Here is a 21,219-nt window from a genome sequence, read left to right as displayed (position 1 = left end):
AAAACAGAAAACTGTCTCCAGTATTAGGAGACAGTCTTTTTTATAACGTATCATATTTATCAGGATTCGTTCCTACATGTAAATCACGATTCAACGTGTTAATTTGACGTATCTCTTCTTCAGTTAGTGCAAAATCAGAAATAGTAAAGTTTTCTTTAATACGAGATGGTGTAACAGATTTAGGAATTGTAACAATCCCGCTTTGAATATCCCACCTTAATATAACTTGTGCAGGTGTTTTTTCATATTTGTTAGCAATAGCCTGAATGATTGGATGCTGGAATACTTCTCCGCCCCTCATTAACGGACTCCATGCTTCCATTTGAATTTGCTCATCTTGACAATAATTTCGCAACTCAAATTGCGTCAACATCGGATGAAGTTCCACTTGGTTTACCATCGGCTTCACTTTGCAATTTGGTAATAATAGTTCTAAATGATGTTTATGAAAATTAGAAACACCAATCGCACGCACTTTACCTTCTTCATACAATTTCTCTAAAGCTCGGTACGTATCAACATACTTCCCTCTTACCGGCCAATGTATTAAATATAAATCTACATAGTCCATTTGTAATTTTTTCAAACTCTTTTCAAACGCCTCGAGTGTCTCCTCATATCCTTGATCGTCGTTCCATACTTTTGTTGTAATAAATATATCTTCTCTTGGAATTCCTGATTCACGTATCGCCTCTCCGACACCGCTTTCATTTTCATATACAGTTGCTGTATCAATCGAACGGTATCCAACTTCTAACGCTGTTTTTACTGCTTGCTTTACTTCGTCTCCTTCTTTCGCTTTATATACGCCTAGACCAATCATCGGCATTTTCACGCCATTATGAAGTGTAGTTGTTGGAATATGCACAGTCGTCTCCCTTTCATTGTTACATTTTTTATAAGCCACAATTTTATTTCAACAAGATTCATCCCAAAAGTCAAAACATACGTACAGTTTACATAACACTTTTATATAGCTAAAAAATAGCGTGAACTCATTCATTCACGTTATTTTTTCTCCATTCTTTCGCTTTTTCATCCACATTGCGCACAAACTCATTTTTTCCTTCCGTATATAACGCGCCATCATATGTATACTTTTCGGCTAATTCTTTCTTTAAGGTTGCATATGCCTCTGCTTCTTCACAATGAGCCATCATATAATCACGAAATGCTAAATGCCTTACTATCTCTGGATTTCCTTTTTCAAACACGTGTAAATGATACGAGCGTTTTTCTTCAGTTCCATGAATAAAATATCGGCGTCTTGAAATACCATTTTCCCCTTTTACGATGTAACCAAGCTCTATAAATCGTTCATTCCACCCATCTACTCTTTCGATATTTTCTACTTCCATGATCATATCAATAATAGGTTTAGCTGCCAGTCCGGGAACTGACGTACTTCCAATATGATAAATTTTTACCGTTTCTGGCATCGCTGATTTTAATCTTTTAGCCTCCATTTGAAATTTTTCACTCCAATGGTTTTCATGTGGAACAACGACAATTTTTCTCATTCTAACTCCCCTTTTCTTACAAGCTCGTCAAAAAATGATCAGTGGTATTTCACTGATCATTTTTTTATTATTTAAAGTCTTTCCAAGTAAGGTTACTTTCACTTAGCAGTTCTTCAAATGATTTATTCTTTTCACGTTCTTTTTGTTCTTGGCGCTTTCTTTCCAGTTCAGCTGCCTCTTTTTCCTCTTCCCTCACTTGCAACTCTTTCTTCTTACTCTTTAATTGTTGCATGAGTGAATCATTTAATTGATCGCCTAATGTAAGTGTTTCTTTCTTTGGTTGATTCACTTGTGATTGTCTTTGCATTTGTCTTTGTTTCTTTTTCTTCATGCTACTCACCTTTTACTTTTTTCTCCATTATAGTAGATACACAATGAAATCGACAATAAAAAAGGGTCTTTACTCTATTATTCACTTTTTGTAAATATGTTAATTTTTCGAAAAGACTAAATTTTTATGTAGCTATAATCCTATGAATCTATTAAAATTATGTCGTATGATGTCAGATTATAAAAAAGGAGAATTATATTATGTGGAAAAAAATTATTCCTGCCGTTGCTGTTTTAAGCACCATTACTTTTTCAAGCGTATTTGCCGCTCCCCCATCTCAGAATCCAGCTGAACAAAACCGCTACATAGACGTACAAATGCTTGGTATTAATGATCTCCATGGACAACTAGATACTGTTAAAAAAATCAATAATAAAGAAGCTGGTGGCGCTGATTACTTAGCTACTTATTTAAAAGAACATAAAAACCAAAACCCTAATACACTTCTCGTACATGCTGGTGATATCGTCGGAGCTAGTCCACCAGTTTCAGCATTATTACAAGATGAACCGACGATTGAATTTTTAAATGACTTAAAATTTGATGTCGGTACAATCGGGAACCATGAATTTGATGAAGGCATTGATGAAATGAAACGCCTCATTTACGGTGGATATCATGAAAAAACAGGAAATTTCAAAGGGGCTAACTTCCCCTATGTAGCTGCTAATTTCTATAACAAATCAACTGGCCGCTTATTTTTACCACCATTTACCGTAAAAATGGTAGATGGTGTTCCTGTAGGATTCATTGGGGTTGTTACAACTGATACACCAAATGTCGTTATGCCTACGATGCTTAACAATGTACAAATTACTGATGAAGTAGAAGCAATTAATAAATCAACACAACAATTAAAACGCCTCGGCGTTAAATCTATCGTCGTTCTTGCTCATGTCGGTGGAACAACCGATGAGTCTGGGGTAACAAATGGCGATCTTACTCGAATTGCAAATGAAACAGACCCAGAAGTTGATGTTATTTTCGGTGGACATAGTCATACGTATGTAAATGGTACAGTAAATAATAAACTAATTGTCCAAGCAAATTCATACGGAATGGCTTTCTCAGACGTCGATGTAACAATTGATCGTAAAACAAAGGATATTGTAAAGAAAAAAGCTGAAGTTATTACAACGTATCATGAAGGTGTAGAACCTGATAAACAAGTAAAGAAAAAACTAGATCAATATAAAGAAAAAATCGCACCACTTGTAAATGAAGTGGTCGGAAAATCTACAGCACCTATCGACCGTAAACAAAATGATGCTGGTGAGTCCACTCTTGGAAATTTAGTTGCCGATGCTCAGCGTCAAACGATGCAAACTCAAATCTCCCTCATGAATCCTGGTGGCATTCGTAATGACTTAGATGCTGGTGATATTACGTGGGGTGAGTTATACGGCATTCAACCTTTTGGAAATCAATTGATTAAAGTAGATTTAACAGGTCAAGACATTCGCGATATTTTAAATCAGCAATGGCAAAAAGGAACAACAAGAATGCTTCAAATTTCAGGTATTCAATATACGTGGGATGCAAATAAACCAAACGGTGAAAAAGTTACAAATATACGTTTAACAAACGGAGAAGAATTATCTCCATCTACAACGTATAGCGTAGTTGCAAATGCCTTCTTAGCTTCTGGTGGTGATGGATTCGTATCATTTAAAAATGGTAAAAATGCAGAAACTGGGCCAAACGACTTTGAAGCGTTAGTCAATTACGTAAAACAATTAAAAGAACCAATTCAGCCAGTTATTGATGGAAGAATTCAAAAAGTAAATTAAGTGTTTCTCTAATAATAAATTTCATTTTTCACGTATAAAGGATTTGTACTGATCCTCTATTTTATACGTAATATACATCATAAAAAGGATACTCGTTCTTCTAATGAACATAGTATCCTTTTCTTTAGTTATCAAAATGTGATGTTTTGTCAACTTCATATTGCTGTAAAAATTGTTGCAACGCCTCTTCTACAAGTTTAGATTTTTGAATTCCTTTCGATTCTGATATAAGGTCCAATCTTGCTAATATTTCTGTATTAATAGAAAAGGTTCGTCTCTTTTTCTCTGTACTTTTACTCACAATTGGTGCAATTACTTCTTCTCTTTTTCTTAATAACTCATAAATGCTTTGTAATTGCTCATAAATTAATAATTGATAATCTGTTTTCTCATATTGAAGGGCGGTCGCTTCTTGGAGTTGTAAGTGACGTGGTTCTTCTCCATCTCCTACAAAAATACGTTTCTTCTGCTCTCCATCATATTCGTATCCAATCAATCTTAATTTCTTCGATAATGTATACGGGCTTATTTCAAGACGTTTTGCTATAATAGCGATGGATTCACGTCTATTTAAACCATCTATAATTTCTCCAATCGTCACAATTTCCCTCCTCCCGTGTTGAAATGACACTAGTATGGTATGTTACAATGATTTTCTAACAGTATATGCAAAATGAATAGCCTGTGCGATTCATACGATTTCACAAAAGGAGGTTTTCAATATGCTTTTTCGTAGCTACACCCCTCAGTTCTATAACGAAAACAAACAACTCATTCCTAATAGTATCGCTACGATAGAAAGCGTTATGATTAATAATCGAAAACAAACTCTCCTTATGCGTGGACAAAACGTAGAGCAACCTATTTTATTATGCTGTCACGGCGGACCTGGGATGGCACAAATCGGATTTATTCGCCATTTTCAAAAAGAATTAGAGAAGCAATTTATTGTTATTAATTGGGATCAGCGCGGGGCTGGTAAATCCTTTTCAATGAAAGATTTCGGAGCAAATTTCACAATCGAACAATTCGTTTCCGATGCAAAAGAAGTGATTCAATATGTACTTAAAAAGTTCAACAAACAAAAACTATTTCTCGCTGGTCATTCTTGGGGAAGTATTATTGGGCTTAACATAGCACATCAATATCCAAAGTATATCGAGGCTTACATCGGTATTGGGCAAATTGTACATATGAAACAAAATGAAGAATTGCTATATCAACATTTAATTCATTCTGCAAAAAAACATGATCATAAAAAAGCATTAGCTTCCCTTTTAAAATTAGGCAAACCACCATTTTTAGATACGAGACGTCTCATTATTCAAAGAAAGTGGCTTGGCACATTTGGAGGCGCAATCCAAAACGGATCTTCCTTTTCTTTCATACGAAAAGGTTTCTTTTCTCCCGAATATACGCTATTAGATTGGTTCAAGTTTCTCGCAGGAAATTTAAAATCCGGCATTTTATGGGAAGAAATGCTGACAATCGATTTCTTTTCTTCTATCTCAAGTTTATCTATTCCAGTTTATTTTTGTTCTGGTCGCTATGATTATCAAACTCCTTATGCACTCGTTCAGGAATATTGCGATATTATTGAAGCGCCTATAAAAAAGATGATTTGGTTCCCAAATTCAGCACATTCTCCTGATTTAGAAGAACCTGAATTATTCGCTAATTCTTTACAATCAATTAAACAAGAGCTAGCTTTTCAGCATTAGTAACAAAAGGCTCTTTTACATTTCATAGAAAACATTTTATAATAATATGTCGCAAGTATGTATAAACATAGCAAAATGTTTCATATTTACTTGTCTTAACAGAATAAAAATTTAGGGAGATTACATTTATTATGAACGCTGTACTCGTCGCAGTAGCAATTATGCTATTGCTTAGTTTGTTACGTGTCCAGGTCATTGTCGCCATCATTGTTGGAGCTTTAACAGGCGGACTTATCGGCGGACTCGGTATTTCAGAAACGATTAACACTTTTACAACTGGTCTTGGAAACAGTGCTCCAATCGCTTTAAGTTATGCAATGCTTGGTGGTTTCGCTATTTCCCTTTCCAAAACAGGACTTCCAGATGCTATGATTCAAACTGCATTAAAATGGATTGGCAATGAACAAGACACGAAAAAACAAGTTTATTCTAAAATACTTATTTTATTCATTATTTTAACGATGGCTTGTTTCTCACAAAATGTGATTCCTGTTCACATTGCTTTCATCCCCATCTTAATTCCAGCACTTTTAAAAGTATTAAATGAGCTGAGAGTGGATCGCAGACTTGTCACATGTATTATTACATTTGGATTGATTACTCCTTATATGTGGATCCCTGCAGGGTTCGGAAAAATTTATCATGACGTATTGCAAACCAACGCTGCGCAAAGCGGCCTTACATTTGATGTCACACTTATTCCAAAAGCAATGACTATTCCAGCAATCGGTATGATTATTGGATTATGTGTAGCGGTATTCATTACGTACCGAAAACCTCGTACGTATGAAACAGAACAAATTCATACTACCGAAAATGAAATCGTTCCCTATACAAAACGTAGCATTACTTTCGGGTTATTATCTATCATTGCTACATTAACTGTTCAATTAACAACAGAATCAATGATTTTCGGTGCTTTAGCAGGTATTATCGTCTTATCAGTTAGTGGCAGTCTACCACTTAAAGAAGCAGATGCGATATTAACAAGCGGAATGCGTATGATGTCCTTTATTGGCTTTGTTATGATTGCTGCCGCTGGATTCGGCGCTGTTCTTCGAAAAACAGGACATGTTGAATCTCTAGTGCAAACGAGTGCACATATAATCGGAAATAACAAACCACTCGCTGCATTTCTTATGCTCGTTATTGGACTTCTCGTTACGATGGGAATTGGTTCATCCTTTTCAACCATCCCTATCTTAACAACCATTTTTGTACCTCTTTGCATTCAGCTTGGATTTAGTCCAATGGCCACAATTGCAATTATCGGTACAGCCGGAGCACTAGGTGACGCAGGATCTCCAGCATCGGATAGTACCCTTGGACCAACATCCGGTTTAAATGCTGATGGTCAGCACCATCATATATGGGATACATGTGTACCCACTTTTCTACATTACAATATACCGTTACTTATATTTGGCTTTATTGCCGCAATTACATTATAAAAAGGTGCGTATAAAACGCACCTTTTACTTTTTTATTTTTCCTTTTAATTGTTGAAAAGCTACTTTTCCGTTATCTTTGACATAGCTTTCAATTGTCGGTAGTGATGAACCTATCCATTCACACTCTATACTCCCATTCGGTCCAACAATTTTTAATTTATCTGGTATATGTATATTTAGAAATCTCGCTGACCGAATTAACTCAATAGCAATCTGATCACTTGAGGCTACAATTCCATCTATATACGGATTGTTTTGCAATAATGTAATAAATTGTTTATTTGTATACCCTTGTACACATTCTTCTCGATAAGAGATTCCTTCATCCCAAACAGCGTCTAAAAACCCTGCTATATGATCTTCCATTTCTTCACTTTCTTCACTTTCTTCTCCCTCACCGAAATATGCAAGAAAGTGACACCCTTTCTCTTTTAATAAAGAAACAGCTCTCTGTCCACTTTCATAATAATTTCCATGTGATTGTTGCTCATCGATCACAACAAACGGAAATGGAATTTCTCCTACACTTTTAAAAACTGCTCTCGTCAAAATAACACCTGCAATGTTATTTTGCTTCAGCATATGTATGTATCTATCTTTATTCTCTATATTACAAATAATGATTTGATAGCCTTCTTTATATGCTATTTCCTCAATACAATGTAGCAAAGTGATGTTTGATTGGTTACATAAATTATCTACAAGTAATGCAATTATCGTTGAACTCTCTTTAAATAGTGGCTTCGCTGCACTGTTTGGCCTATAACGTAATTCTTCAATTGCTTCCTTTACTTGTTTTACTGTGTCCTCATGAACGTATCCTTTTTCATTAATAACTCGTGAAACGGTTGCGACTGAAACACCTGCCAATTTTGCAACATCACGTATAGTTGCCACATCGTCACCCCTTAATATGGTAATAGATTACAATTTTACGGTAACCTAAATTACACTATCCGTCAAGATTAATAACTCATATTTCTGAAAATTGTTACATCATTTCACTAAACGATACTCCAACTGAATTTCATGTAAAATTGGGATATTATCATATCCCATACGTGGAATTTCTTTCTTTATTTTTCGTGCCTCCTCTACCGCATTCACATATAAATTAGTCATTACAAAATTACGTTTTTGGTAAAATCGTAACGCATTCATATTATCATTTGTTGTAATAAGCCAAACCTGTCTGCACCGTTCTTCTTCTGCAACTTGTAATACACAATCCACAAGTTTCGTCCCTATTCCTTTTCTTTCTTCAAAGCTATCTAGCGATACAATTTCGCATATATTTCCGGTCACTTCATACGTTATAATTCCGATTATTCTGTCATCTGAGAGCGCAACAAATCCTGGCAACTCTTCTAACTGATGTCCCTTACCACGTGAAACCATCAATGAACTTCCCCAGTTCTCACACATGAACATTCGGATTGTTTCTTTCATCGCTGGCGTAATTTTTTGTATATGCAGCATTTCCTATTTCTCCCCTTTTATATCATTGTGATACAATATAAGTGTATCACATGTAACGGTATTTGGAGGATGAGGTAAAGTATGAAACGTTTTTTTGCAGCATTGTTTACTATACTAGGTGCAATAACTGCCCTTGGGATTTTCTTTACAAATAAAGTGATGTACTTAAAGAAAAAAACAGAGGAAGAAGTACTCGAAAGAGAAACGAAAAAACATTTTCGTATAGAGGATTTTGATGCTCTTCATAAAGAAGAAATTCATATCCCTTCACAATTCGGATACGACCTTCACGGATATTACATTCCTGCCGGTCATTCCACCAATAAGTTTATGGTTTTTTGCCACGGTGTAACTGTAAATAAAATAAACTCTGTAAAATATGCAAACTTATTCTTAAAAAGGGGATATAACGTCCTCATTTACGATCATCGTCGTCATGGTAAAACTGGCGGAAAAACAACAAGCTATGGATACTATGAAAAACATGATTTAAAATCCGTAGTTGACTGGCTAAAAAACCGTTTTGGCACCAATATTACACTTGGTATTCATGGTGAATCTATGGGAGCTGCAACACTTCTTCAATACGCAGGACTTGTAGAAGATGGTGCTGATTTCTATATTGCAGATTGTCCTTTCTCTGATTTTCAAGGACAATTACAGCACCGTTTAAAGGTTGAATTCCATTTACCAAAATGGCCTTTATTACCTTTAGCAAACGCATTTTTGAAAGTTCGTGACGGTTATACAATTCGTGAAGTTTCACCAATCGACTGTATAAAAAACATTAACAATCCCGTTCTCTTTATTCATAGTAAAGATGACGACTATATTTTAGCTGATATGACAAAAGCGTTATATGAAGCGAAAGAAAATAATAAGCAGCTTTATATTGCAGAACACGGTGCACACGCTTGCTCTTATAACGAAAATAAAGAAGAGTACGAAGCAGCCGTCGATCAATTTTTAAACACATATGTGAAAGAAACAAAAAACAGGCTTGCATAAGCCTGTTTTTTATTGCGCTAAAACGTCTGTAACTTGTTCCATATTTTCAGAAATCCATTGCATTGCATCATCTAACGTTGGGAATTCTGTCGTTTGAAATGTTACTTCATCTTGAAGTAACCAAACATCCTTTGCCTCTTGCCCTACACCTGCAATGGACCAATGTAACAAACTATATGGGTGATTATCATTCAAAAATGATGCCCACGTGCGCTCATTTGCAATGTTTCGTAATGTATGTAATTGTTTATCCATCTCTCGTCACCTTACTCTAGTCAGTTATGAAAACTATTATAACACTCTCTTCTTTCTCAAACAAAGTGCTCTTTTTATATTGTCAAGCACTTCCCTTGATTATATGATGAAATTAAGCGTTTGGGAAGGAGGGATAACGTTGGCAAAAGTACAAATTAAAGTAAATGATAATGGCTCTTTTCGCGTTACAGGGGACGTGGAATTAGTCGACTCACAAGGGAATGTATTCCCAGCAAAACCGGCATTTTCTTTATGCCGTTGTGGTTTATCAAAAAATATGCCTTATTGCGACGCTTCGCATAAAGGTAAATTCGAGTCTGTTGTTAGAGCACCAGAGGCAGAATAATTTTACATGTGACATGCACATTTTTTTGTGCATGTTTTTTCTTTTTAGCAACTCCGTTATATCCCTTCTCCTTACAACATTTCTAATACTTTTATTTCCATTCCAGCCTGCATATATTTTCACACAATTCTTCACATTCGAATATTTTTTACTAGCCTTTTATTTTTTTTGTGCTATAATTTGAGCAAACAGCATCCTTCGGGGTCGGGTGAAATTCCCAACCGGCGGTGATGAAGTGAAAACTTCTAAGTCCGTGACCCGTTTTCAACTCGAAAACGGTGGATCTAGTGAAACTCTAGGGCCGACAGTATAGTCTGGATGGGAGAAGGATATGTTTCTAGTTTTTTATATAGTGAATACACTTTTATTTCAGTATGCATATTTTTAAAGATTCATTTTGATTCTTTATATATGTTTAATTTTCTATACTTATTTTTTATACTGAAATAAAAAGAGACAACTAGCGTTTAAAAATTCGATATTTTGCTAGGTTTTTTCCTTATGCAGAAATATCAATTATCGTTAGGTTTCTTTCCTATGCTTTCGTATTCAAACTATATTTCTAGAAATCACGTCTCCCAAACCCCAAGGATATTAAATCCTTGGGGTTTTTTGATTTTTTTAGGAGAGGTGAAGAAAATGACAGATCAAGAATATATGAGGATTGCCCTGCAGTTAGCAGAAGGGACATCAGGACAAACAAGTCCAAATCCTATGGTTGGTGCTGTTGTTGTAAAAGATGGAAACATCGTTGGTATGGGGGCTCATTTACGAGCTGGTGAAGAACACGCAGAAGTTCATGCCCTTCAAATGGCTGGTCAGAACGCCAAAGACGCTACCGTTTATGTAACACTGGAACCGTGTAGCCACTTTGGAAAAACACCACCTTGTTGTGAATTGCTCATCGAAAAAGGAGTTAAGCGTGTTGTAATTGCTACTCTCGATTGTAATCCGCTCGTTTCTGGTAACGGAAAAAGAAGATTAGAGGAAGCTAGAATTGAAGTAACGACCGGTGTTCTTGAAGCAGAAGCAGTTTTATTAAATCGCTACTTTTTTCACTACATGAAAACGAAGCGCCCTTTTGTAACAATCAAAACAGCGATGAGCTTAGATGGAAAAACAGCAACTGTAACTGGTGAAAGTAAGTGGATTACAGGTGAAGAAGCACGTGCTGATGTTCACCAATATCGCCATACACATGATGCAATTCTTGTTGGAGTGAATACAGTTATAGCTGATAATCCTCATTTAACAACAAGAATTACAAATGGTGGGAAACATCCTATTCGCGTTGTTTTAGATACCCATTTACGAACGCCACCATCTTCTCATGTTATAACAGATGGTTTAGCACCGACATGGATTATTGTCGGTAAGGATGTAAAGGAAGAGAAGATATCTTCTTATGAATCTAAAAATATAGCTATATTCCAAATGGAAACGAAACATATAGAAATCGAGGACCTTCTTTCCTTTCTTGGAGAGAAACAAATTCTTTCTCTATTCGTTGAAGGTGGCCAATCGATTCATGCAAGTTTCTTAAAAACAAACAATTTTAATGAAATTGTAACCTATATAAGCCCGAAATTAATTGGTGGGAAAGATGCTCCTACTTTATTTGGAGGAAATGGTTTTTCAAAATTACAAAATGCGCTTTCCTTGAAAATTCAAGAGATGAAACAAATTGGTGATGATATAAAAATCGTTGCGAATGCCCGAAACGAGGTGACGAAATGTTTACAGGAATTGTAGAAGAATTAGGAACGATAGCAAACATGCAACAAAGCGGAGAAGCGATGAAATTAACGATTCATGCAAAGAAAATTTTATTAGATGTTCACTTAGGTGATAGTATCGCGGTTAACGGTATTTGCTTAACTGTAACAAGCTTTACAACTACTTCATTTACAGTTGATGCAATGCCTGAAACGATGCAGTCGACATCACTTCGCATGCTTAAACCGCACTCTAAAGTAAATTTAGAGCGAGCAATGGCTGCAAATGGACGATTCGGTGGACATTTCGTTTCAGGACATATTGATGGCATCGGAACGATTTTAAATAAAAAACAACATTACAATGCCGTCTATTACAAAATAGCAATTTCTGATGAACTGCTGCGCTATTGTTTGCAGAAAGGGTCCATTGCTGTTGATGGAACGAGTTTAACGATATTTGATATAGACGAATCTTCCATAACGATTTCACTCATCCCGCACACAGTAAGCGAATCTGTCATTGGAGAAAAAAATGCCGGAGATATCGTAAACATTGAGTGTGACATGATTGGTAAATATATCGAACGCTTTATTACTAAACCTACAAAACGAGTAGGTTCAATGACTGAAAGCTTTTTACAAGAAAACGGATTTCTATAAGGGGGAAGCACAATGTTTCATCGTATTGAAGAAGCTCTAGAAGATTTAAAACAAGGTAAAGTCGTTATCGTATGTGATGATGAAAACCGAGAAAATGAAGGCGATTTTATTGCTTTAGCAGAGTACATTACACCAGAAACAATTAATTTTATGATTACACATGGCCGTGGTCTCGTTTGTGTACCGATTACAGCAGGGTACGCAGAACGTCTACAATTAGAACCAATGGTATCTCATAATACAGATTCACATCATACTGCGTTTACAGTGAGCATTGACCATGTTTCTACAACAACAGGGATTAGCGCTCACGAACGTGCAACTACGATACAAGAATTGTTAAACCCCGCATCAAAAGGCGCTGATTTCAATCGACCTGGACATATCTTTCCATTAATTGCGAAAGAAGGCGGTGTCCTGCGTCGTGCAGGTCATACAGAAGCTGCTGTTGATTTAGCGAAGCTATGCGGTGCCGAACCAGCTGGAGTTATTTGCGAGATTATAAATGAGGACGGCACGATGGCACGTGTACCTGATTTAATAGAATGCGCAAAACAATTTGATATAAAAATGATTACAATAGAAGATTTAATTGCTTACCGCCGCCATCATGAAACACTTGTGACGAGAGAGGTGGAAATTACATTACCTACAGATTTCGGTACTTTCCACGCAATTGGCTATTCTAACTCATTAGATACGAAAGAACATATCGCACTTGTAAAAGGTGATATTTCAATAGGTGAACCGGTACTTGTGCGTGTTCATTCTGAATGCTTAACAGGAGATGTATTCGGTTCACATCGCTGCGATTGCGGACCACAACTCCATGCAGCACTTGCTCAAATTGAGCGTGAAGGAAAAGGTGTTCTTCTTTATATGAGACAAGAAGGAAGAGGCATTGGGCTTCTTAATAAGCTTCGTGCTTATAAATTACAAGAAGAAGGATTCGATACTGTAGAAGCAAATGAAAAACTCGGCTTCCCTGCTGATCTTCGTGATTACGGTATCGGAGCACAAATATTAAAAGATTTAGGTTTACAAAGTTTACGATTATTAACGAATAACCCAAGAAAAATTGCTGGCTTACAAGGTTACGATTTAGAAGTAGTCGAGCGTGTACCGTTGCAAATGCCAGCAAAAGAAGAGAATAAATCGTATTTACAAACGAAAGTAAACAAATTAGGACACTTACTAAACTTATAATTAAAGGAGAGATTTATTATGGTATTCGAAGGTCATTTAGTTGGTACAGGATTAAAAGTTGGAGTTGTTGTTGGACGTTTTAACGAATTTATTACAAGTAAGTTACTTGGCGGCGCTTTAGACGGATTAAAGCGTCACGGTGTAGAAGAAAATGATATTGATGTTGCTTGGGTTCCTGGTGCATTTGAAATTCCTTTAATCGCTAAAAAGATGGCTAGTAGCGGAAAGTATGATGCTGTTATTACATTAGGTACTGTAATCCGAGGTGCTACAACTCACTACGATTACGTTTGTAATGAAGTAGCAAAAGGTGTTGCGTCTTTATCACTACAAATGGACATCCCAGTTATTTTCGGCGTATTAACGACAGAAACAATTGAACAAGCGATTGAACGCGCAGGTACGAAAGCTGGTAATAAAGGATATGAATCAGCTGTTGCTGCAATTGAAATGGCTCACTTATCAAAACAATGGGTATAAAAAAAGAGGCTACGGCCTCTTTTTATTTTTTCACCTTTTTTTGTACATCTTTTATTAATTCATTCATCGTTTTTCCTTCTGTTTTTATATGAAGAGCTTGTGCTGTTCTCCATACATTCTCTCTTTTTTTCGCTTCTTCTATAATAGTAATTTCTTTTCTAACTTCCTTTAAATCTTTTCCTTCCGTTTTCAATCCAAAATGTTCAGCTTTCGTTCGAAAGTGTTGTTCGATTCTTTGTTGCATCTCTTTTTGTTCAGGATTTTCAGCAGCCTTAACTGGATCAGAACTTATTGCTTTTATTAAAATTAAACAAGTCATAATCGCTAATATGTATTTGTACATGTAAAATCCTCCAACCCAATATAAATTACATATTTACTATGTACAACTAGGGCTTGGAAAATTCGTTCACAAAAATTCTTTTTTTCGTTCAAAAACCAATAGTAACAGGCGTTCACAACTATTTATTACATTTTATTTACAAAAAAAGCAAACCCTTTTACAAGTTTGCTTTTTCATCTATCTTATAATGCACACTCTTCAATCTCAAATCCTAAATCTGCAATCATACCCCAGTCTGCAGTCGGCTCTTGTCCAGCTGTCGTTAAGTAGTCCCCGACAAAAATAGAATTTGCTGCAAATAAACCGATTGGCTGTACAGAACGTAAATTGATTTCACGTCCTCCTGAAATACGAATTTCTTTTGTTGGGTTTACAAAACGCATCATTGCCAGTACTTTTAAACATTCTACTGGAGTTAACTCTTTTTGTCCTTCAAGAGGTGTCCCCTTTACAGCAACAAGGAAATTACAAGGGATAGAATCTGCATCTATACGTTGTAATTCAAATGCAATTTCAGCACGCTCTTCAATTGTTTCTCCCATGCCAAAAATCGCTCCCGAGCATGGGGAAATGCCCGCTTGTTTTGCTTTTTGAACTGTATCAACACGATCATCATACGTATGAGTTGAACAAATACTATCGTAATTATTTGCATGTGTATTTAAGTTGTGGTTATAACGATGCACGCCTGCTTCCGCTAAACGTCCTGCTTGATCTTCATTTAAGAAACCTAAACAACAACAAATCTTCAAGTCTGTCGTTTCACGAATTTCCTTAACTGCTCCAATTACGTGATTTACCTCTTTATCCGTCGGACGACGACCAGACGCTACAATACAATATGTACCTGCTTTACGGCGTATTGCTTCATGTGCCCCTTCTACAATCTTCTCCTGCGTTAACCATGCATATTTATCAATCGGTGCTTCTGAAATAATAGACTGTGAGCAATATCCACAATCTTCAGGACATAATCCAGATTTCGTATTAATAATCATATTCAATTTTACTTTCTTACCAAAGTGATGATGGCGAATAATGTAAGCCGCATTCATAATTTCTAAAACTTCGGTATCATCAGCTTCTAATATCGCTATTGCATCTTCTTTCGTAATCATCTTCTCTTCCACTACGTCGTATGCAAGTTTTTTCCAATCCCTTTTTGTTTGTACTTGTTTCATTTCATCTCTTCCCCTCTTTTGTTATATGTATAAATAAAGCATGATACGTTGCCATTATCCCTTCATTTCCCGTGAAGTCTCTTTCGTATATGCGTAGCATCGCACGAAAGAGTGAGGGACTTTGACAATATGATCCTTCATTGCTATTAGTTGCTCCTACTTTTCGAATAGAATGCAGAAACTCCTTAACTTCTGTAAAACTCTCTATGTAACATGTTTCAGAAACATGCACATCCCCTGTTTCTATCTTACATATATGAAGCAACTGATCTTTTGAATAAAAACGTTGACCAATCGATGTTTCATTTTTTATATTTCTTTCTTCTTTCGCACGTTGGAACGAAGCATGCAATTCTTGAAACGTTTCATGTCCAAACGTTGAAAAGAGTAATATCCCATCTATAGACAAATGTTGAAATAAATTTCTTAACACTTGTTGTAAATTATTTAACCATTGAAATGTAGCATTTGAAATAATGACATCATATGATTCTTCTAATCGTAATCGCTCAATATCTTCACAGTGAAACGTTACATTTTTTACATTTTGTCTAGTTTGCGCAATCGCAATCATACTTTCAGCAAAATCAACTGCTGTAATATGTGCTTTCGGAAATAACTTTGATAATTGCTCTGTTACATACCCCGTCCCGCATCCCAGTTCTAAAATACGTATTGATGCCGTTTCACTATATCGTTCCTTTAAGATTGAAAGTAATGAATGTGCCATCTTTTTTTGTACATTTGCATATCGATCGTAAGATACGGCTGCCCCATTAAACCGTTTTTGTAGTAACGTTTTGTTGATCATGTCGTATCCCCTCTACAAATTGAATTATCTCATTTGCGCAATATTCAAAATTCGTCACACATAATGCATGCCCTGCTTCACTTACTACTTTCAGCTCGCTGCTGCTATTTTCCGTCATACTACGTGCCGCAGACAATGGGCATATTACATCCTGTTCTCCGTGAATAAGTAGTATAGGTACTTTAATTTCTTTTAGTTCTTCTCTCATATCTGTTTCTATTAAATAATCCAAACCTAGTTGTAAAGACTGAATAGAATCACCTTTAAAACGGTCTACAATGTCTTCAAAGTTTTTATTCTCTTTTAGCTCATCTTTCGTAAACATATTTTCATAAAACCGCTTGAGCGTATCTTCTTTCCTTCTCGCCAAATTCCTTTTCAGCCGTTCTACATGCAAAGCATTCCATCCGTTACTGTAATCGCTCGTATTTGTAAATTTAGCAGTACCACCAATTAATACGATGCCTTTTGCCTGAATCTTTTTATAAGCTTCAACTGCTGCTAACGCTCCTAGTGACCATCCAACCAATATTACGTTGTCATTATGCGCTACATCTATAATTCGTTCCGCAAATTCACTTCGTTCTTTCACATTACGCCAATCTATGCATTGAACAGAATATCCTTTAAAATACGGAAGTACTAAATCCCAAATATTCTCTTCCATTCCCCATCCGGGGATAAAAATAATCTTTAGCTCATTCATACGAAAAGCTCCTCTTCTTTCGCAATGTGGATAATTCGGTCAATAGCCCATTTTAAATCAGCTATTGTATGTTGCGATGTAACTGCAAAGCGAATTCGAGAACTATGAACCGGCACAGTTGGCGGACGAATTGCAATAGCCGCAATCCCTGCCTCTTGCAACCTTTTACTAAACCGTAAAGCATGTTCATTTGAACCGACTACAATCGGTACAATATGAGTTGAACTATTCCCAATATCAAAACCAGCATCCCTTAATTTAGTTCTGAAGTATTCTCCGTTTGCTATAAGGTTCTCTCTTCTTTCGTTATCTTCTTTTACAATTTCAATTGCTTTTTGCACCGCTCCTAACGTACTTGGTGGTAAAGCTGTAGTAAAAATAAAGCTTCTCATCATATTTTGTAAATACTCTATATAAATTTCATCACCTGTCAAATACGCACCATAACACCCTAAAGCCTTGCTAAACGTCCCCATATGTATATCAATTTTTTGAGCAAGATTTTTTTCTATATGAGATAACCCAGCTCCGCCGATTCCATATATTCCACTCGCATGTGCTTCATCAACTATAATGATTGCCCCGTATTTCTCTTTCAGCTGTACTAAATCTCTCAAATACGCAGTATCACCATCCATACTAAAAACGGTATCTGTTACGATTAATTTCCTTTTTTCAGGCGAAGCCATTTTCAACAACTTCTCTAAATGATCCAAATCATTATGACGATACCTTTTATGCTCTGCCCCGCTTAATATGATCCCATCAACAATACTTGCGTGATTTAACTTATCACTAAAAACAATATCGTGCCGAGAGGCTAAAGAAGATATGGCACCTATATTTGCCGTATACCCACTATTTACAATTAAAGCTCTTTCAGTACCTTTCCAGTCACATATGCTTCTCTCAACCTCTTCATATAATGGATGATTTCCTACAACGAGACGAGAGGCAGTCGCTCCAGTTCCATATCTTTTTGTACAGGCAATAGCAACTTCTTTTAACCTTTCATCTCCAGCTAACCCTAAATAATTATTTGACGCTAAATTTAACATCCTTTTTTTATCTCGAATAAGCCAAGTCTCTTCTGCCTTCTCTGTTACATGCAAATCACGATACTGCCCTTGCTCATGTAATTGTTGTAATTTAGATTGAAGGTGCGCCCGCCACGTTTGATTCATTTTGGATAAACTCCTCTAATTTTGAAATCATAATATGTTTTTTTGCAGATTCTAATACTTCTTCTTTCGTAAACTCACCTGCAAAGAATGGCAATAATCCTAAAACTGGTACCCCGCTCAGCTCTTCAATCATCTCTTTATTTTCTTGCACTCTTTCCATTTCACATTCTTTGCAACCTGATAAAATGACACCCGCTACGGTTAAACCATGCGCCTTTGCGTAAGCAATCGTTAACACTGTATGATTTACTGTTCCTAATGTAGGACGAGCTACTACAATAAGAGGCAACTGTAATTCTTTTGCAAAATCAATTACTAAAGCATCTTCTGTATATGGGACAGCAAGCCCACCTGCTCCTTCTACAAATAAGCTATTAAACTCTTTTAATAGTTCATTATAGTAATCAGTAATTTCTTTTAACTTTACTACTCTTCCAGCTCTTTTCATGGCAAGTCTCGGAGCAAGTGGTTCTTCAATAGAATAAGGGCAAATTTCATTTTCTGGTGTCCGTACACCTGATAATGCTTTTAACCTTGCCGCATCTCCCTCAGGGTTTGATGCAACATGCCCACTTTGTAACGGTTTATATACCCCTACGTTATATCCTAATTCTCTAAATACACCTGCTATAGCACCTGCAACTACTGTTTTTCCAACTTCAGTATCAGTTGCTGTTATGAAAAAACCACTCATTATTCTCCCTCCGTAACATCTGAGATTGCCTTATATAAAATGCGTAACATATCATCAATCTCTTCAAAAGTAGAAGCAAGTGGTGGCATAAATACAATCGTGTTACCTAGCGGTCGTAAAATCATACCCAGCTCTCTTGAGCGTTTACATACTTGAACACCGACTCTTTCTGTCCAGTCAAACGCTTCTTTCGTTTCCTTATTCTTCACAAGCTCAATACCAACCATTAATCCGCACTGACGAATATCACCTACATGTTTATACGCAAAGAGCTTTTCTAATTGCGCTGTCACATAATCCGTTTTACGTGCCACTTCTTCTATTAAATTTGTTTTTTCATATAGTTCTAGATTCGCGATTGCTACGGCACACCCTAACGGATTACCTGTGTAGCTATGTCCATGGAAAAATGTTTTTTGTTCTTCATATTCTCCTAAGAAGGCATTATATATTTCATCTGTCGTTACCGTAACTGCAATTGGTAAATATCCACCTGTTAAACCTTTCCCAGCAGTTAAAATGTCTGGCGTCACATTTTCATGTTCACACGCAAACATTTTCCCTGTACGCCCAAATCCAGTCGCTACCTCATCTGTAATAAATAATACATTGTACTTTGTACATAAATCGCGCAGTCCTTTTAAATATCCTTTTGGCATTGTAATCATTCCGCCAGCACCTTGCATTAATGGCTCTACAATGATGGCAGCTACTTCTTCATGCTTTTCTTTCAACAATTCTTCCATTTCTTCTAAATGGATTTTTACAATTTCCTCCTTATTATTTCCGTAAGGAGAACGATATGTATATGGATACGGCATTTTAATCGCATCAAACAAGAGCGAACTATACACTTGGTGAAACAAGTCTATTGCTCCTACTGAAACAGCTCCAATTGTATCACCGTGATATGCTTCTTTTAATGTAACGAATCTTTGTTTCTTTGGTTTCCCTTTATGCTGCCAATATTGGAAAGCCATCTTAATTGCAATTTCAACAGCGGTAGAACCTGAATCAGAATAGAATACCTTCTTCAATCCATCTGGTACAACCTCAATAATTTTTTCTGCTAATAAAATAGATGGAACGTTAGCAAGTCCTAACATAGTAGAATGAGCAATTTTATTTAATTGCTCACGAATTGCTTCATCTAATTCCGGTACTTGATGTCCGTGAACATTTAACCATATAGATGAAACACCATCCCAATATTCATTACCATTTACATCGTATAGTTTTCTTCCCTCTCCACGTTCAATAATGACAGGATCTTCTTCTAAATAATCTTTCATTTGTGTAAATGGGTGCCATACGTAAGCTTTATTTTTCTCTGCTAATTCTTCATATGTATAAGATGATTTTTCAATCGTTCTACTATTTATTGTCACAATTGTCACCCCTAATGTTAACTTGTTTATAAATATAGTTAACATTAAATCCGAATGACTGTCAATTATTTTAAAATCAAATAGTTCTTAAAAAAGAACAACTTATCCTACGATAAGTTGTTCTACTTTCCATGCTGTATCTTTCCAATTTCTAAAATAATTTCTTCATCTTTTTTCCCCTCTGTATCAATTCCAAGTTGCTTAGCGTGCTCAATTAATAAATCATGACGCTTCTCAAACCTAGCGGTATTTACTTCTTTCGTAACCTCTTCTTTTGTTTTCCCCTCAGTAGAAACTCCTAGTTTTTCTGCTGCTTTTTCCATTGATTTCTTCTCTTCTATTTCTTTTACTTTCTTCACTTCTGACTGTTGTATTTGCTTTTGTTTCAACTGCTCTGATTCAGCCGCCAAAGCTGTGTAAATTCCAGCACTTCCTCCAATAACTAATAAAGTGGTAAAAAGAATTATTTTTTTCTTCACTCTTTCCTCCCCCTTTCAAATTCATTATAACGTACATTTTTACAGCGTTAAAAACAATTATCCTTTATTTCCCTAAAAAAACATTTAATATTTTTATTGACATGTAAGATGAAAATATGATAAAAATTTAACTAACATCATATGAATCGGCGTTGATAGGATTTAGTAGTATTTCGATTTCTGATTTCAGAGAGCTGGTGGTCGGTGCGAACCAGTACAGAGCGAATTATGAATTACCCCCTGGAGCTTCTTTTACGAAACGTGAGGAGTAGTGAAAGACGGTTATAGACCGTTATGTCTAAAGAGTGGTGAAACGACACTGTTTCACAATTTAGGGTGGTACCGCGAATTTTTCGTCCCTGCATATATTGCAGGGGCGTTTTTTATTTTATAAGCGCATATCATATGACCCTTTATTTTGTGATACATTCATTTCACAAGCTAGGGTGGTACCGCGATTTCTTCGTC

24 protein-coding genes, 1 riboswitch and 1 other annotated feature are annotated in these 21,219 nt (G+C 36.1%); of the genes, 9 read left to right on the top strand and 15 right to left on the bottom strand.

The genetic code is table 11. From position 1 onward, the window contains the following. Positions 1-40 precede the first annotated feature (40 nt). The 3 genes from ACTFO4_RS03915 to ACTFO4_RS03905 form a co-directional block, all read right to left on the bottom strand. The gene (locus ACTFO4_RS03915) at positions 41-868 is read right to left on the bottom strand and encodes an aldo/keto reductase (protein WP_000547993.1); all 828 of its coding nucleotides are present in this window, start codon (positions 866-868) and stop codon (positions 41-43) included. Between the two features lie 127 nt (positions 869-995). Beyond that, positions 996-1,520, bottom strand: a complete 525-nt coding sequence (locus tag ACTFO4_RS03910; protein WP_001227190.1) for a GrpB family protein — start codon at positions 1,518-1,520, stop codon at positions 996-998. Positions 1,521-1,587: 67 nt separating this feature from the next. After that, complete coding sequence (locus tag ACTFO4_RS03905; RefSeq protein ID WP_000727561.1) at positions 1,588-1,851, bottom strand: YqkE family protein; 264 nt, start codon at positions 1,849-1,851, stop codon at positions 1,588-1,590. Positions 1,852-2,051: 200 nt separating this feature from the next. On the opposite strand from ACTFO4_RS03905, the gene ACTFO4_RS03900 reads away from it, so the two are divergent. Further along, positions 2,052-3,641 carry a bifunctional metallophosphatase/5'-nucleotidase gene (locus tag ACTFO4_RS03900; RefSeq protein WP_061457688.1) on the top strand — a complete coding sequence of 530 codons (1,590 nt, stop codon included), beginning with the start codon at positions 2,052-2,054 and terminating at the stop codon, positions 3,639-3,641. 124 nt (positions 3,642-3,765) lie between these two features. Here the strand turns inward: ACTFO4_RS03900 and ACTFO4_RS03895 are convergent, their stop codons facing one another. Then, entirely contained in the window at positions 3,766-4,242 is a 477-nt protein-coding gene (locus ACTFO4_RS03895) for a ribbon-helix-helix domain-containing protein (RefSeq protein WP_000151931.1), read from the bottom strand. Between the two features lie 121 nt (positions 4,243-4,363). Here ACTFO4_RS03895 and ACTFO4_RS03890 point away from each other — a divergent pair, with 121 nt between their 5' ends. Next, on the top strand, positions 4,364-5,362 hold the full coding sequence (locus ACTFO4_RS03890) for an alpha/beta fold hydrolase (protein ID WP_000898969.1): 999 nt from the start codon (positions 4,364-4,366) through the stop codon (positions 5,360-5,362). Between the two features lie 131 nt (positions 5,363-5,493). Beyond that, positions 5,494-6,813 carry a Na+/H+ antiporter family protein gene (locus tag ACTFO4_RS03885; RefSeq protein WP_000994817.1) on the top strand — a complete coding sequence of 440 codons (1,320 nt, stop codon included), beginning with the start codon at positions 5,494-5,496 and terminating at the stop codon, positions 6,811-6,813. 24 nt (positions 6,814-6,837) lie between these two features. Here the strand turns inward: ACTFO4_RS03885 and ACTFO4_RS03880 are convergent, their stop codons facing one another. Both ACTFO4_RS03880 and ACTFO4_RS03875 read right to left on the bottom strand, forming a co-directional pair. Next, positions 6,838-7,710: a LacI family DNA-binding transcriptional regulator gene (locus ACTFO4_RS03880; RefSeq protein ID WP_440013105.1), complete on the bottom strand. Its 873-nt coding sequence runs from the start codon at positions 7,708-7,710 to the stop codon at positions 6,838-6,840. 99 nt (positions 7,711-7,809) lie between these two features. Beyond that, positions 7,810-8,292, bottom strand: coding sequence for a GNAT family N-acetyltransferase (locus ACTFO4_RS03875; RefSeq protein WP_000902435.1), 483 nt, complete (start codon positions 8,290-8,292; stop codon positions 7,810-7,812). An 81-nt stretch (positions 8,293-8,373) separates the two neighbouring features. Between ACTFO4_RS03875 and ACTFO4_RS03870 the strand changes: the two genes are divergently transcribed. Further along, positions 8,374-9,300, top strand: a complete 927-nt coding sequence (locus tag ACTFO4_RS03870) for an alpha/beta hydrolase (protein WP_000819235.1) — start codon at positions 8,374-8,376, stop codon at positions 9,298-9,300. Between the two features lie 9 nt (positions 9,301-9,309). Here the strand turns inward: ACTFO4_RS03870 and ACTFO4_RS03865 are convergent, their stop codons facing one another. After that, on the bottom strand, positions 9,310-9,555 hold the full coding sequence (locus ACTFO4_RS03865) for a DUF2552 family protein (RefSeq protein WP_000360793.1): 246 nt from the start codon (positions 9,553-9,555) through the stop codon (positions 9,310-9,312). A 139-nt stretch (positions 9,556-9,694) separates the two neighbouring features. Here ACTFO4_RS03865 and ACTFO4_RS03860 point away from each other — a divergent pair, with 139 nt between their 5' ends. From ACTFO4_RS03860 to ribH, 5 genes are all read left to right on the top strand, one after another. After that, entirely contained in the window at positions 9,695-9,901 is a 207-nt protein-coding gene (locus tag ACTFO4_RS03860; RefSeq protein WP_001151582.1) for a CDGSH iron-sulfur domain-containing protein, read from the top strand. Between the two features lie 190 nt (positions 9,902-10,091). Further along, positions 10,092-10,235, top strand: a riboswitch (FMN riboswitch). A 305-nt stretch (positions 10,236-10,540) separates the two neighbouring features. Then, positions 10,541-11,653 carry a bifunctional diaminohydroxyphosphoribosylaminopyrimidine deaminase/5-amino-6-(5-phosphoribosylamino)uracil reductase RibD gene (gene ribD / locus ACTFO4_RS03855; RefSeq protein WP_098770889.1) on the top strand — a complete coding sequence of 371 codons (1,113 nt, stop codon included), beginning with the start codon at positions 10,541-10,543 and terminating at the stop codon, positions 11,651-11,653. Then, positions 11,635-12,279, top strand: a complete 645-nt coding sequence (gene ribE, locus ACTFO4_RS03850; protein WP_061457691.1) for a riboflavin synthase subunit alpha — start codon at positions 11,635-11,637, stop codon at positions 12,277-12,279. The genes ribD and ribE overlap by 19 nt, the downstream gene beginning before the upstream one ends. A gap of 12 nt (positions 12,280-12,291) precedes the next feature. Beyond that, entirely contained in the window at positions 12,292-13,485 is a 1,194-nt protein-coding gene (gene ribBA / locus ACTFO4_RS03845) for a bifunctional 3,4-dihydroxy-2-butanone 4-phosphate synthase/GTP cyclohydrolase II (protein WP_000468981.1), read from the top strand. Between the two features lie 18 nt (positions 13,486-13,503). Then, a complete protein-coding gene (ribH, locus tag ACTFO4_RS03840; protein WP_017673584.1) occupies positions 13,504-13,965 on the top strand; it encodes a 6,7-dimethyl-8-ribityllumazine synthase in 462 nt (153 codons plus the stop codon). A gap of 22 nt (positions 13,966-13,987) precedes the next feature. Here ribH and ACTFO4_RS03835 read toward each other — a convergent pair whose 3' ends face one another. From ACTFO4_RS03835 to ACTFO4_RS03800, 8 genes are all read right to left on the bottom strand, one after another. Continuing rightward, entirely contained in the window at positions 13,988-14,308 is a 321-nt protein-coding gene (locus ACTFO4_RS03835) for a hypothetical protein (RefSeq protein WP_000280032.1), read from the bottom strand. Between the two features lie 182 nt (positions 14,309-14,490). Then, positions 14,491-15,489 (bottom strand): biotin synthase, encoded by a 999-nt coding sequence (gene bioB / locus ACTFO4_RS03830; protein ID WP_000815856.1) that lies wholly within the window; start codon positions 15,487-15,489, stop codon positions 14,491-14,493. A 1-nt stretch (position 15,490) separates the two neighbouring features. After that, entirely contained in the window at positions 15,491-16,300 is an 810-nt protein-coding gene (gene bioC, locus ACTFO4_RS03825) for a malonyl-ACP O-methyltransferase BioC (RefSeq protein WP_000608911.1), read from the bottom strand. Further along, positions 16,266-17,006 carry an alpha/beta fold hydrolase gene (locus ACTFO4_RS03820; protein ID WP_001004172.1) on the bottom strand — a complete coding sequence of 247 codons (741 nt, stop codon included), beginning with the start codon at positions 17,004-17,006 and terminating at the stop codon, positions 16,266-16,268. Before ACTFO4_RS03820 ends, bioC begins: the two co-directional genes overlap by 35 nt. Next, entirely contained in the window at positions 17,003-18,190 is a 1,188-nt protein-coding gene (gene bioF, locus ACTFO4_RS03815) for an 8-amino-7-oxononanoate synthase (RefSeq protein ID WP_103621527.1), read from the bottom strand. The genes ACTFO4_RS03820 and bioF overlap by 4 nt, the downstream gene beginning before the upstream one ends. Then, a complete protein-coding gene (bioD, locus tag ACTFO4_RS03810) occupies positions 18,156-18,884 on the bottom strand; it encodes a dethiobiotin synthase (protein WP_440013109.1) in 729 nt (242 codons plus the stop codon). Before bioD ends, bioF begins: the two co-directional genes overlap by 35 nt. Then, positions 18,884-20,317, bottom strand: coding sequence for an adenosylmethionine--8-amino-7-oxononanoate transaminase (gene bioA, locus ACTFO4_RS03805; protein ID WP_048655595.1), 1,434 nt, complete (start codon positions 20,315-20,317; stop codon positions 18,884-18,886). Before bioA ends, bioD begins: the two co-directional genes overlap by 1 nt. 77 nt (positions 20,318-20,394) lie before the next feature. Beyond that, the gene (locus ACTFO4_RS03800; protein WP_440013111.1) at positions 20,395-20,751 is read right to left on the bottom strand and encodes a hypothetical protein; all 357 of its coding nucleotides are present in this window, start codon (positions 20,749-20,751) and stop codon (positions 20,395-20,397) included. Between the two features lie 143 nt (positions 20,752-20,894). After that, positions 20,895-21,115 (top strand) — a binding site (T-box leader). The last annotated feature ends 104 nt before the right edge of the window (positions 21,116-21,219 follow it).

It is taken from the genome of Bacillus cereus group sp. MYBKT14-1, assembly GCF_051915185.1.
Taxonomy (GTDB): domain Bacteria; phylum Bacillota; class Bacilli; order Bacillales; family Bacillaceae_G; genus Bacillus_A; species Bacillus_A cereus.
The sequence above is the reverse complement of the archived record's forward strand: the minus strand, read 5'-3'. Positions and strand labels throughout refer to the sequence as shown.

Bases quoted from the DNA above. Each gene is read 5' to 3' on its own strand.
- ACTFO4_RS03910 (WP_001227190.1), bottom strand. From the start codon at position 1,520: ATGAGAAAAATTGTCGTTGTTCCACATGAAAACCATTGGAGTGAAAAA.
- ACTFO4_RS03905 (WP_000727561.1), bottom strand. From the start codon at position 1,851: ATGAAGAAAAAGAAACAAAGACAAATGCAAAGACAATCACAAGTGAAT.
- ACTFO4_RS03900 (WP_061457688.1), top strand. From the start codon at position 2,052: ATGTGGAAAAAAATTATTCCTGCCGTTGCTGTTTTAAGCACCATTACT.
- ACTFO4_RS03890 (WP_000898969.1), top strand. From the start codon at position 4,364: ATGCTTTTTCGTAGCTACACCCCTCAGTTCTATAACGAAAACAAACAA.
- ACTFO4_RS03885 (WP_000994817.1), top strand. From the start codon at position 5,494: ATGAACGCTGTACTCGTCGCAGTAGCAATTATGCTATTGCTTAGTTTG.
- ACTFO4_RS03875 (WP_000902435.1), bottom strand. From the start codon at position 8,292: ATGCTGCATATACAAAAAATTACGCCAGCGATGAAAGAAACAATCCGA.
- ACTFO4_RS03870 (WP_000819235.1), top strand. From the start codon at position 8,374: ATGAAACGTTTTTTTGCAGCATTGTTTACTATACTAGGTGCAATAACT.
- ACTFO4_RS03865 (WP_000360793.1), bottom strand. From the start codon at position 9,555: ATGGATAAACAATTACATACATTACGAAACATTGCAAATGAGCGCACG.
- ribD (WP_098770889.1), top strand. From the start codon at position 10,541: ATGACAGATCAAGAATATATGAGGATTGCCCTGCAGTTAGCAGAAGGG.
- ribE (WP_061457691.1), top strand. From the start codon at position 11,635: ATGTTTACAGGAATTGTAGAAGAATTAGGAACGATAGCAAACATGCAA.
- ribBA (WP_000468981.1), top strand. From the start codon at position 12,292: ATGTTTCATCGTATTGAAGAAGCTCTAGAAGATTTAAAACAAGGTAAA.
- ribH (WP_017673584.1), top strand. From the start codon at position 13,504: ATGGTATTCGAAGGTCATTTAGTTGGTACAGGATTAAAAGTTGGAGTT.
- ACTFO4_RS03835 (WP_000280032.1), bottom strand. From the start codon at position 14,308: ATGTACAAATACATATTAGCGATTATGACTTGTTTAATTTTAATAAAA.
- bioB (WP_000815856.1), bottom strand. From the start codon at position 15,489: ATGAAACAAGTACAAACAAAAAGGGATTGGAAAAAACTTGCATACGAC.
- bioC (WP_000608911.1), bottom strand. From the start codon at position 16,300: ATGATCAACAAAACGTTACTACAAAAACGGTTTAATGGGGCAGCCGTA.
- ACTFO4_RS03820 (WP_001004172.1), bottom strand. From the start codon at position 17,006: ATGAATGAGCTAAAGATTATTTTTATCCCCGGATGGGGAATGGAAGAG.
- bioF (WP_103621527.1), bottom strand. From the start codon at position 18,190: ATGAATCAAACGTGGCGGGCGCACCTTCAATCTAAATTACAACAATTA.
- bioD (WP_440013109.1), bottom strand. From the start codon at position 18,884: ATGAGTGGTTTTTTCATAACAGCAACTGATACTGAAGTTGGAAAAACA.
- bioA (WP_048655595.1), bottom strand. From the start codon at position 20,317: ATGTTAACTATATTTATAAACAAGTTAACATTAGGGGTGACAATTGTG.